The sequence below is a fragment of the Actinoplanes sp. NPDC049118 genome (assembly GCF_040648555.1).
Taxonomy (GTDB): domain Bacteria; phylum Actinomycetota; class Actinomycetes; order Mycobacteriales; family Micromonosporaceae; genus Actinoplanes.
Genome location: NZ_JBEZDY010000011.1, coordinates 1 through 12,659, shown reverse-complemented (window position 1 = coordinate 12,659; position 12,659 = coordinate 1). Strand labels below are relative to the sequence as shown.

General features: G+C 74.5%; 5 protein-coding genes. 3 read left to right on the top strand and 2 right to left on the bottom strand.

Going from position 1 to position 12,659, the window contains the following annotated elements; genetic code table 11:
• The first annotated feature begins 27 nt into the window (after positions 1 to 27).
• From pabB to AB0B58_RS18460, 3 genes are all read left to right on the top strand, one after another.
• Positions 28 to 2,127: an aminodeoxychorismate synthase component I gene (gene pabB, locus AB0B58_RS18470; protein WP_360224819.1), complete on the top strand. Its 2,100-nt coding sequence runs from the start codon at positions 28 to 30 to the stop codon at positions 2,125 to 2,127.
• 15 nt (positions 2,128 to 2,142) lie between these two features.
• Positions 2,143 to 6,972, top strand: coding sequence for a beta-ketoacyl synthase N-terminal-like domain-containing protein (locus AB0B58_RS18465; protein WP_360224817.1), 4,830 nt, complete (start codon positions 2,143 to 2,145; stop codon positions 6,970 to 6,972).
• Positions 6,973 to 7,163: 191 nt separating this feature from the next.
• Entirely contained in the window at positions 7,164 to 8,756 is a 1,593-nt protein-coding gene (locus AB0B58_RS18460) for a GGDEF domain-containing protein (RefSeq protein WP_360224815.1), read from the top strand.
• Positions 8,757 to 8,802: 46 nt separating this feature from the next.
• Here AB0B58_RS18460 and AB0B58_RS18455 read toward each other — a convergent pair whose 3' ends face one another.
• Both AB0B58_RS18455 and AB0B58_RS18450 read right to left on the bottom strand, forming a co-directional pair.
• On the bottom strand, positions 8,803 to 9,660 hold the full coding sequence (locus AB0B58_RS18455) for a HemK/PrmC family methyltransferase (RefSeq protein ID WP_360224813.1): 858 nt from the start codon (positions 9,658 to 9,660) through the stop codon (positions 8,803 to 8,805).
• A 12-nt stretch (positions 9,661 to 9,672) separates the two neighbouring features.
• Positions 9,673 to 12,659 (bottom strand): SDR family NAD(P)-dependent oxidoreductase (locus AB0B58_RS18450; protein ID WP_360224811.1); only part of this gene is annotated, 2,987 nt, incomplete at its 5' end.

Here is a 12,659-nt window from a genome sequence, read left to right as displayed (position 1 = left end):
CCTCGAGGACCAGGACAAGGACCGCACATGCGCACGCTGCTGGTCGACAACTACGACTCGTTCACATACAACCTCTTCCACTATCTCGCCGAGGTGAACGGGCGACAGCCCGAGGTGATCCGCAACGACGACCCGGCGTGGCGGCCCGAGCGGCTCGCCGAGTTCGACAACGTGGTCCTGTCCCCCGGCCCGGGTACCCCGCACCGGCCGGCCGACTTCGGCCTGTGCGCCGCGATCGCCGCCGAGGGGCGGCTGCCGGTGCTCGGCGTCTGCCTGGGTCACCAGGGCATCGGCCTGGCACACGGCGCGCACGTCGGCCACGCCCCGGAACCGCGGCACGGCCGCACCTCGCTGATCCGCCACGACGGCACCGAGCTGTTCGAGGGCCTTCCGTCGCCGCTCGAGGTGGTCCGCTACCACTCGCTGGCCGTCACCGGGATCACCGGCGACCTGGAGGCCACCGCGTGGGCCGACGACGACGTGGTGATGGCGCTGCGGCACCGCACGCTGCCGCTCTGGGGCGTGCAGTTCCACCCCGAATCGATCGGCACGGAGGGCGGGCACCAGCTGCTGGCCAACTTCGGCCGGCTGACCGAGCGGCACCGCGGCGCCCGCGAGGTCATCGACGTGGCCCCGCCCGCACCGGCGGCCGCGGCCGTCACCGCGCCGGAGCGGACCCGCCGGCTCGAGGTGCTGGTCGAGGCGATGGACACCCGCTGGGACGCCGAGGTCGCGTTCGACACGCTGATCCGTGCCGGCAGGCACCCGTACTGGCTGGACAGCAGCCAGACCGGCGCCTCGGGCGAGGTCTCCGTGATGGGCAACGCCGCCGGACCGCTGGCCCGGATCGCAACCGCGGACGTCACCGCCGGCACCGTCACGGTCGTTTCGGCGGACGGCGTCGAGATCACCTCCGGCACGTTCCTGGACTGGCTGGACGCGGACATGCGCTCGCTGGACACCCGCGTGCCGTTCCTGCCGTTCGACTTCGCCCTCGGCTGGGTCGGCGCGCTCGGCTACGAGCTGAAGGCCGAGTGCGACGGCGACGCCGCGCACCCGTCGCACGAGCCGGACGCGGTGATGGTCTTCGCCGACCGGGCGATCGTGCTGGACCACCGCACCCGCTGCACCTACCTGCTGGCGCTGGCCGAGGACGGCGACGAGGACGCCGCCCGCGCCTGGCTGGCCGACACCACCGCCGCGATCAAGGCGCTCGGCGGCCGCGAGCCCGCACCGTGCGACGGGCCGCCCGCCTCGACGACCTCGCCGCTGCGCCTGCGCCACGACCGGGAGGCGTACCTGGCTCTGATCGAGGAGTGCCAGCGGGAGATCCGCAACGGAGAGACGTACGAGGTCTGCCTGACCAACATGATCGAGGCGGACTCCGACATCGACCCCTGGCAGGCGTACCGCTTCCTGCGCCGGTACAGCCCGGCGCCGTTCGCCGCGTTCCTCGGCTTCGGCGACGTCGCCGTGCTGAGCACCTCGCCGGAACGCTTCCTGCAGATCGACCGGTACGGCGACATGGAGTCCAAGCCGATCAAGGGCACCCGGCCGCGCGGGCGCACCCTGGAGGAGGACGCGCTGCTGGTCGACGACCTCACCTCGAGCGAGAAGGACCGCGCCGAGAACCTGATGATCGTCGACCTGGTCCGGCACGACCTGGGCCGCTGCGCCGAGGTCGGCTCGGTGCACGCGGACAAGATGTTCGACGTCGAGTCGTACGCCACCGTGCACCAGCTGGTCAGCACCGTACGGGCCCAGCTCGCCGCGGACCGCAGCCCGGCCGTCGGGGTGCGCTGCGCGTTCCCGGGCGGCTCGATGACCGGCGCCCCGAAGATCCGCACCATGCAGATCATCGACCGGCTGGAGGCCGGTCCGCGCGGCATCTACTCCGGCGTCATCGGCTACTTCTCGCTGACCGGGGCCGCCGATCTGAGCATCGTCATCCGCACCGTGGTGCTCAACGGCGGCCGGCTGCGCTACGGCGTCGGCGGCGCGATCATCGCGTTGTCCGATCCGGCGGCGGAGTACGAGGAGACCGCCGTCAAGGCGCGTCCCCTGCTGACCCTGCTCGGCGCGGACTTCCCCGAGCGCGACGCCGCGCCGCTGCTCGCGCAGGCCTGACCCTCTGGAGGCACCATGGCGATCACCGCCGCGGACTATCAGCTCGACCCGCCCGCGGATCTCGTGCACCACCTCGGCGGGTACACGCTGCCGTCGGTGTTCGCCGCCGCGGTGGCCGCCGACCCGGACGCCGTCGCGATCGTGGACGGCGACCGGTCCTACACCTGGCGACGGTGGCGCACCGAGGTGGACGCGGTGGCCCGGGGCCTGCAGGAGGCGGGCGTCAGGCCCGGTGACGTCGTAGCGGTGCAGCTGCCCAACGGCTTCGAGTTCCAGACCGTGCACCTGGCCGTCGCCGAGGCCGGCGCGGTGATGATGCCGATACACGCCGGCAGCGGCGCCCGCGACGTGCTGGCCCTGCTGCGCCGGGTGGATCCGGTCGCGTTCGTGCTGGCCACCGGCGGTTCGACGAACGAGCTGCGTGCCGCGGTGCCGTCGCTGCGGGCGGTGCTCACGCTGGAGGCGCTGCTGGCCGCCGCCGCGCACTGGCGCGGGCACCGGCCGGCCCCGGTCGAGGTGCTGCCGGACTCTCCCCTGGTGCTGATGCCGTCCTCGGGCACCACGTCGCAGCGGCCGAAGATCTGCGTGCACCACCACGACGGCCTGCTGTCCAACATCTCCCACGTCACCGCCGAGGCCGCCGGGTCGTTCGCGCCCGGCATCGTCACCGCCTGCCCGCTGAGCCACCTCTTCGGCCTGCAGTCGATGCACCACGCGCTGTTCGCGCGCAGCAGGCAGACCATCCTGGACGCCTGGGACCCGGACCGGTTCCTCGAGCTGTGCCGGCGGGCGCGGCCGGGCGTGGTGTTCCTGGTGCCCACCCAGATCTACGACGTGGTCGCCCGGCTCGCCGAGCTCGGCGAGCCGGCCGGGTTCGCGCCGCGGGAGGTGCGCACCGCGGGCAGCGCGCTGCCGCCCGCGGCGGTGACCGACGCCCGTGCGGCGCTGGGCGCGCCCGTGGTGATCGTCTGGGGGATGTCGGAGCTGGGCACCGGCACCCGTACCCACGCCGGCGACGACCCGATGGTCGCGGCCCGGACGATCGGCCGGCCCGGCACCGGCTCCGAGCTGCGCATCCGCGACGCGGGCGGCAACCCGGTCGGCGTCGGCGTGGCGGGTGAGCTGCAGTACCGGGGGCCGAACCTGTTCCGCGGTTACTACGGCGATCCCGGGCTCACCGCCGCCGCGATCACCGACGACGGCTGGCTGCGCACCGGCGACACGGCCGCGGTCGACGCCGACGGCCGGATCGTCTTCCACGGCCGGGCCGCCGAGATCATCAACGTGGGCGGCCGCAAGGTCAGCGCGGTCGAGGTGCAGAGCCTGCTCGCCGACCTGCCGGGCATCGGCCCGCAGGCGGTGGTCGGCCAGGCCGACCCGCGGCTCGGCGAGTTCCCCGTCCTGGTGGTCACCGAGGCGGCCCGCGGCCGGATCGACCTCGCCAAGGTCACCGGCTTTCTGCGCGGGCTCGGCCTGGCCGACTACAAGATCCCGTTGGATCTGGTCTTCCTGCCGGACCTGCCGCGCACCCCGGCCGGCAAGCTGCACCGCCGCGCGCTGGAGGACCTGCTGCGGGAACGCCCGCACCGGCCGGTCGCGTACGCCGGCACCCTGCAGGACGCGCTCGACCTGGTCCGCGCCTGCGTCGCCCAGGTCGGCGAGGGCGCCGACATCGGCCCGCGGGACAGCTTCCGCAGCCGCGGCCTCGACTCGATCCGCACCATCCGGCTGCGCAACGCCATCGCCGAGGCGATCGGGATGAGCCTGCCCGCGACGCTCGCCTTCGACCATCCGACCCCGCTCGCCGTCGCGCGGCACCTGGTCGGGCAGGACGACGACGACCCGCTGCCGGTGCGGGCCGCCGGCCCGGACGAACCGATCGCGATCGTCGGCATGGCCTGCCGGCTGCCCGGCGGCGTGACCTCCCCGGACGAGCTCTGGGAACTGGTCGCCGGCGGCGTGGACGCGATCACCGGCTTCCCGCGGGACCGCGGCTGGGACCTCGACACGCTGTTCGACGACGACCCGGACCACCCCGGCACCACGTACGCGCGGGAGGGCGGCTTCCTGCACGATGCCGCCGGCTTCGACGCCGGGTTCTTCGGCTTCTCCGCGCGCGAGGCCCTGGCGACCGACCCGCAGCACCGGATGATGCTGGAGGCCGCCTGGGAGGCGTTCGAGCGCGCCGGCATCGACCCGGACTCGGTACGCGGCTCGCGCACCGGCGTCTTCCTCGGCGCGATGTACCAGGACTACGCCACGGGGGCGGCCGGCGACCTCGAGGGCCTGCGCGCCGTCGGGCGCGCCGCCAGCGCCATGTCGGGCCGGATCGCGTACCAGTTCGGCCTGCACGGCCCGGCCGTCACGGTGGACACCGCCTGCTCCTCGTCGCTGGTCGCGCTGCACCTGGCCGGCCAGTCGCTACGTTCCGGCGAGTCCTCGATGGCGCTGGCCGGCGGCGCGGCGGTGATGGCCACCCCGGACTCGTTCGTCGAGTTCTCCCGGCTCCGCGGCCTCGCACCGGACGGGCGGTGCAAGTCGTTCGGCGACGGCGCCGACGGCGCCGCCTGGTCCGAGGGCGCCGGCCTGCTGCTGCTGGAACGCCTCGGCGACGCCCGCCGCAACGGCCATCCGGTGCTCGCCGTGATCCGCGGCTCCGCGGTGAACTCCGACGGCGCGTCCAACGGCCTGACCGCACCGAACGGCCCGGCGCAGCAGCGCGTCATCCGTCAGGCGCTGGCCAACGCCGGCGTCTCGCCCGCCGATGTGGATCTGGTCGAGGCGCACGGCACCGGCACGTCGCTGGGCGACCCGATCGAGGCGCAGGCCATCCTGGCCACGTACGGCGAGGGCCGGCCGGACGGCCGGCCGCTGTGGCTCGGCTCGGTGAAGTCCAACATCGGCCACACCCAGGCCGCCGCCGGGGTCGCCGGGGTGATCAAGGCGGTGCTGGCGATGCGGCACGGCGTGCTGCCCCGCACCCTGCACGCGGACCGGCCGTCCGGCAACGTCGACTGGTCCCGCGGGTCGGTGCGGCTGCTCACCGAGGCCCGGCCGTGGCCGGCCGCGGACCGCCGCCGGGCCGCCGTGTCGTCGTTCGGGATCAGCGGCACCAACGCGCACGTGGTGCTCGAGGACGTGCCCGAGCCGGACGCCGGGCCGGCCGCCGCCGGCGACGCACCGTGGCTGCTGACCGCGCGCGACGAACCCGCGCTGCGCGCGCAGGCGCGCCGGCTCGCCGACCACCTCGCGGCCGCGCCCGCGGCACCGGCGGACGTGGCGTACTCGCTGCTCACCGGCCGGGCCGTGCACGACCACCAGGCCGTGGCGACCGGCACCGACCAGCTGGAGGCGCTCGCCGCGGGCGGCGGACCGCAGATCACCCGCCGGACGGCCGAGCACGGCGGGCTCGCCTTCGTCTTCTCCGGGCAGGGCAGCCAGCGTCCCGGCATGGGGCGGGCGCTGTCCGGGCGCTACCCGGTCTTCGCGGCCGCCTTCGACGAGGCCCGCGCGCTGCTCGGCGGCTTCGACCCGGACCGCCTCGACCGCACCGGCAACGCGCAGCGGGCCATCTTCGCCTTCGAGGTCGCGCAGTACCGGCTCCTCGAGTCCTGGGGCGTCACGCCCGACGCGGTCGCCGGGCACTCGATCGGCGGGATCGCCGCGGCGCACGTCGCCGGGGTGCTGTCGCTGGCGGACGCCTGCACGCTGGTGTCCGCCCGGTCCCGCCTCATGCAGGACCTGCCGGCCGGCGGCGCGATGGTCGCCGTGCAGGCCTCGCCCGACGGGCTGGAGTTGCCCGAGGGCGTCTCGATCGCGGCGATCAACGCGCCCGACGCTATCGTCCTGTCCGGACCGGAGGAGCCGGTGCTCGCCTACGCGGCACGGTTCGCGCGGACCAGGCGGCTCGCCGTCAGCCACGCGTTCCACTCGGCGCTGATGGAGCCGATGCTGGACGAGTTCGCCGAGGTGCTGCGGGGGCTGACGTTCCACCCGCCGTCGATCACGTGGATCTGCGACACCACCGGGGCGCGCGTCACCGAGGCCGGCCCCGGCCACTGGGTCCGGCACGTGCGGGAGACGGTCCGGTTCGCCGACGCCGTGGCGACCCTGCGGGAGGCGCGGATCACCACGTACGTCGAGATCGGCCCGGACGCCGTGCTGACGCCCGCGATCACCGGGGCGACGGTGGTACCGGCCGGCCGCCGCGACCGCGACGAGGACGCCGCGCTGCTGGAGGCGGTGGCCCGCCTGCACGGCGCGGGCGTGGCCGTGGACTGGTCCGCGGTGCTGCCCGGCGCGCGGCGGACACCGCTGCCGACGTACGCGTTCCAGCACCGGCGGTACTGGGTGTCGGTGACCCCGTCCGCGCCGCCGCGGACGCCGGAGATCGACGACGTGGTCGAGCCGGTTGCGGCCGGGCCCGGCGCGTTCGAGCGGGACGAGGTCGTCCTCGGCGTCGTGGTGGCCGAGCTGGCCGCGGTGCTTGGCGGCGCGCCGTCGAGGCCGATCGACCCGGCCCGGCCGCTGACCGAGCTGGGCATCACCTCGGTGAACGCCATCGAGCTGCGCAACCGGCTGATGGCGCGTACCGGGGTGACGATGCCCGCGACGCTGGTCTTCGACCACCCGACGCCGCACGCGATCGTGCGGCTGATCCGCGCGTCCCTCGCGCCGTCGGCCGACACCCCGGACGAGCTGATCACCCGGCTGGAGCGGTTGCTGGCCGACGGGACCACCCTGGACGCCGCCGCGGCGGCCCGGCTGCGCGCCCTGGCCGGCGCGCGGCTGGATCTCGACGCCGCCGGCGACGACGAGCTGTTCCGTCTCCTGGACAACGCCTAGCCGATCGGCACCGTGTCCCCCTCGCGACGCCTCGCGGGCGCGAACGACGGGCAACTCGCCTGATGGCGGCCCGACTTCGCCCCGAGACCACCCAAAATACAATAATCGGACATTCGCTCAGGACGTCGCGCGGGAAGCCGATCAGTGATGGTGAGTTGCCTGCGGCCGCCCGGGAGTTGATCATGGAACGGATGGATCCGGGTCGCGCGCCCCTCCCCGTGCCCCTCTCCAGTGACGGTCCGTTCACGGCGTTCGCCTTCCGGGTACACAAGATGATCGTCAAGGGTGAGTTCCGCCGCGCGATCGAGGCCGCCGACCACTACGAGGCCTTGATCCGGCTAGCCGGCGACGAGATCACGCTCGGTTACCTGCAGCAGTGCCGGATGTTCGCACTCATGTGGATGGGCCGTGACCGCGAAGCGGTGACGGTGGGCCAGGAGCTCCTGCGCCTGCGCGAGCGGCTCGGCAACCGGGTGGCCGAGGCGAAGACCCGTGCGGATCTCGTCGAGATGCAGTTCCGGCTCGGGCGGCTCGACGAGGGGCTTGAGGGTCTGGCGCGGGCAAGCGCGACGCTGGCGCCCATCGACAGCAACGACCTGCGGTACCTCGCGGCGGTGAACTCGCTCGCCAACGCCGCACACGGGGTCGAGCTGTACGAGCTGGGCGAGCAGGCGTGCCGACGGGTCATGCACCGCGTCGGCACCAGGATGAACTTCGCCTGTCCGATCCACGAGACGTACGTCATGCTTCTGCTCGAGTGGGGCCTGCGGCTGGAGCAGATCGGCCGGCCGGACGAGGCCCGGGCGCGCCTGCGCCGATGCCGGGCGATCGCCGTCGAGATCATCACCGACCTGGAGCTCCGGGAATCCACACCCACCCTCGTGATGAAGGGCGCGTACGCGTTGACGCTTGCCAAACTCGGCGAGTTCACCGCCGCGCTCGCCCTGGCGCGGGAGATCATCGGGCCGCTGCGGGAGGAGCAGCAGTACATGGACGCCCGGCTTGCGCATCTCGCCGCCGGACTGGCGATCCACGCGGCGGGCGATGTCGAGGGCGCCCATCGGGAGCTGCTGGCGGCGCAGCAGCTCTGCGAGTACGGCAGCACCCGGATGGAACGGCTGCAGGTGCAGTACGAGCTGGCCCGGTTGGCCGCAGCCCAGGTGGCCCCGGCGCATGCCCGCGACCTCATGAACGCCGTGCACGAGCAGGCGAGATGCCTGTGGGAGCTGCGCCTGGAGCGGGTGGCGATGCTCCGCCAGGCGACCGAGCGCATCGACTTCGAGAAGGAGCGTCGCCGCACCGACGCGGAGCTGCTCCGCGACGAGTTGACGGGCGTCGGCAATCGCCGCCTGTTCGAGCGCCTGATGGCCACCTTCCGCGAGTCCTGTGACGAGCCGCGGTACCTGCTGCTGATCGACGTCGACGAGTTCAAACCCATCAACGACACGTACTCACACGCCGTCGGCGACCAGGTGCTTGTCGAGATCGCGACCGCGTTGCGTACCGGCTGCCGAGGGGACCGCGATGTCGTCACCCGCTTCGGCGGCGACGAGTTCGCGGTGTTCCTGTACGCCGACCGGGCCAGCGCCGCGGATATCGGCGAACGGATCCGCCAGGCGGTGTCCAACCGCGACTGGGACGCGCTCGCACCGGGCCTGAAGGTCACGATCAGCATGGGCATGGCCGCGGTCGGCGGCGGCGTGCCGGCCGACGGATTGTTCGCCGCGGCCGACGAGAACCTGTACCGGGCCAAGCGGCAGGGCCGCGACCGGGTGGTGTCCTGACGGGCGGGAGCGTCCACCTCGACAGGCCGGGAACGCGGCCCTAGGCTCAGCCAGCACGCAGCGCGAGCAGGTAGAGCGGGTAGCCGAACCGGTCGGGGTGCAGCGTCACCCCGGTGAACCGGGTGTCGGCGGCGAACAGCGCCGGCATCGTCTCGCCGTGCAGGTGTCCGTGCTCCAGGACCAGCGCGCCGCCGGGCCGAAGCAGCCGGGCCGCGGTGTCAACCGCGCCACGGATGACGTCCAGGCCGTCCGGTCCGGCGTAGATCGCGATGCGCGGCTGGTGCACCGCGAACTCCGGCGGCAGCTGGGCCTGCTCGGGCACGAACGGCGGGTTCGTCACCACGACGTCCACCCTGCCGTTCAGCTCGGCGAGCACGTCCGGCGCGGTGACGTCGCCGCGGTGCAGGTGGATCGCGGTGTCTCCCGCCGCGACCCGGTCGGCGGCGTTCAGCTCGGCGAACCCGTACGCCTGCTCGGCGATCTCCACCGCGTGCACCTCGGCGTCGGGGCGGCGGTGGGCGATCGCGAGGGCGATCGCGCCGGCGCCGGCGCACAGGTCGACGATCAGCGGGGCGGTGGTCGCCCGTACGTGCTCGAGCGCCGGCTCGACCGGGTCGCTGAAGTCGCGCCGCGGTACGAACACGCCCGCGCCGACCCGCAGCTCCAGCCCGGCGAACGGGGCCACCCCGGTCAGGTACGCCATCGGCACGCCGGAGATCCGGCGCTTCGTCAGGCGCTGGAACTCCTCGGCGACCGTGTCGTCCGGTTCGGCGTCGCGGTCGATGTCCGCGGCGCCGATCCCGGCGGCCAGGGCGTACAGCTCCTCGGCGTCCCGGTGCGGGGTGGCGCTCATCCCGTGCGCTATCGGGCCGACCGCGGCGTCGATGAGTTTGCCGATCGTCATGTGACACTCCAGTCAGGAAAGGCCCAGTTCGTTGTCCAGCAGGTCGAAGACGTCGTCGTCGGACGCGGAGTCGAAGTCGAACTCCGGCCCGTTCCCGGCGTCCGCTCCCCCGCGCCGCTTGCTCCACCTGGTGCGCAGCACCTCGAGCCGCCCGGCGATCTGCTCGTGCCGGTCCTCGGAGACCTCCAGCTCGCCGAGGACCTGTTCCATGCGCTCCAGCTCGGCCAGCAGCGCCTCGGCGCCGGACACCGGGGCGGGCGCCACCTGCGCGTACAGGTGGGTGACCAGTTCGTCCGGCGTCGGGTGGTCGAAGAGCAGGGTGGCCGGCAGCCGCACGCCGGTGAGGGCGGTGAGGCGGTTGCGCAGTTCGACCGAGGTGAGCGAGTCGAAGCCGAGGTCCTTGAACGCCGTGGCGGTCCCGATCCGGCCGCTGTCCGAGTGGCCCAGCACCTGGGTGACCTGCGCCCGGACCAGGTCCAGCAGGATCTCCCGCCGCTCCGGCACCGAGGCGCCGGCCAGCCGGCGCGCCAGTTCGGCGCCGCCGTCGCCGGCCGCGGCGGCCCGCTTGGCCGGCGTGCGGACCAGTCCGCCGAGCACCGCGGGCAGGTCGCCGCGGGCCCGCAGCGCGGCCGGGTCCAGCCGCACCGGCGCGACCACGGGCGTGCCCGCGGTCAGGGCCGCGTCGAACAGGTCGAGGCCCTGTTCGACGGTGAGGGGCGGCATGCCGGCCCGGGTCATCCGGTCGATGTCGGCGGCGTTCAGCGTCGCGGTCATGCCACCGGAGCGCACCCACGGCCCCCAGGCCAGGGAGGTGCCCGGCAGGCCGTCCGCGACGCGGTGCGCGGCCAGCGCGTCCAGGAACGCGTTGGCCGCCGCGTAGCTGCCCTGCCCGGGGTTGCCGAGCTGGCCCGCCAGGGAGGAGAACAGGACGAAGGCGTCCAGGTCCAGTCCCGCGGTGGCCCGGTGCAGCTGCCACGCGGCGTCCACCTTGGGCCGGAGCACGGCGGCCAGCCGCTCGGGGGTGAGCGAGCCGATCACGCCGTCGTCGATGACCCCGGCGCAGTGCACGACCGCGCGCAGGTCCGGGATGCCGGCGATCAGCGCGTCGACCGCGGCGCGGTCGGTCACGTCGCAGGCGACCGCCCGGCCGGGCAGCTCGTCGGCGCCGGGCGCCTCCGGGCCACGGCGGCTGACCAGCAGCAGGTCGGTGACGCCCTGCGCGGCGAGGTGCCGGGCGACGAGCGCGCCCAGGCCGCCGGTGCCGCCGGTGACGAGCACGGTGCCGCGCCACCGCGCCGGTTCCCCGCCGGCGCCGATCCGGGCCAGCCGCGGCGCGTACGGGCCGTCGGCGGCGAGGATCAGGTGTGGTTCGTCCGCGGCGAGCGCGGGCCCGGTGAGGTCCCCGCCGTCCAGTTCGATCAGGCCGAGCCGGCCCGGGTTCTCCGCCTGTGCGCTGCGGACCAGGCCGCGGACCGCCGCGCCGGCCAGGTCACCGGCGCGGGTGGCCAGGACGAGCCGGGCGGCCGCGAACCGGTCGTCGGCGAGCCAGTCCTGGAGCAGGGCCAGCACGCGGGCGGTCTCGGCGTGGGCCGCGTCGGCGGTGTCCGCCCCGGGCGCGGCGGCGACGGGCACGACGACGGCCTGCGGTACGCCGGAGCCGGCGAGGGTGTCCAGGTCGGGGAACGACTTGGCGTGCAGGCCGGCGAACGTCTCCCAGCCTGCGCCGAGGACCGCGACGGATTCCACGCCGGTCTCCGGTAGCGCCACCGGCACCCGGTTCACGGCGTAGAGGTCGCGGGCGGTCAGCGCGCCCGGGTCCAGCGGCCGGGTGACCAGGGAGTCCACGGTGGCGACCGGGTTTCCGGCGGTGTCGGCGAAGGCCAGGGCGATGCCGTCGCCGGTGCGGCGCAGCCGGACCCGGACCGTGGACGCGCCCCGGGCGTGCAGGGTGACGCCCTCCCAGGCGAACGGGACACCCGCCGGGCCGTCCCCGCCGGCCGCCATGATCGCGTGCAGGGCGGCGTCGAAGAGGGCCGGGTGCAGGCCGTACCGGTCCGCGCCCGCGTCCTCGGGCAGGGCCACCTCGGCGTACAGGTCGTCGCCGTCGCGCCAGGCGGCGCGCAGGCCTTGGAAGACCGGGCCGTACACGAATCCGGCGTCCGCCATGCGTTCGTAGGCGCCGGCGAGGTCGATCTCCTCGCCGGTGACGGTGAACGTCTCCGGCGTGCCCGCCGCGCCGAGGGTGCCGCTCGCGTGCGCGGCCCAGTCGCCGTCCGGTTCGTTCTCCGGCCGGGAGTGCACCGCCACCGGGCGGCGGCCGGTGTCGTCGGGCGCGCCGACGCTGACCCGGACCTGCACCGCGCCGCGTTCGGGCAGCACCAGCGGCGCGGCGAGGGTGAGCTCCTCCAGGCCGGGGGTGCCGGCCTCGGCGCCGGCGTGCAGGGCCAGCTCGACCAGGGCGGTGCCGGGCACGAGCACGCTGCCGAAGACCTCGTGGTCGGTGATCCACGGCTGGTCCTGCGCGCTGAGCAGGCCGGTGAACAGGTACCCGTCGGTGGTGACCAGTTCGAGGGCGGCGCCGAGCATGGGGTGTCCGGCGTCGGTGAGTCCGGCCCGGCGCATGTCGCCGCCGGGCAGCGCCGAGCCGTGCGGCCAGAACCGCTGGTGCTGGAACGGGTAGGTGGGCAGGTCGACCCGGTCGCCGCTGACGATGGCGGTCCAGTCGACGTGCTGACCGGAAACCCAGAGCCGCCCGACCGCGGTGAGCAGCGTGGCGACCTCGTCCCGGTCGCGGCGCATCGCCGGTACACCGTCGTCGACCATCGCCGAAAGCACGGCGTCCGGACCCACCTCCAGGAACCGGTCGGCCGTTGCGGCGGCGACCCCGTCGGCGAACCGCACGGCCTCGCGGACGTGCCGCACCCAGTACGCCGGATCGGTGAACAACTCCGACTCGACCCGGCCGGTCACGTTGGAGACCAACGAAACCACCGGCGGGT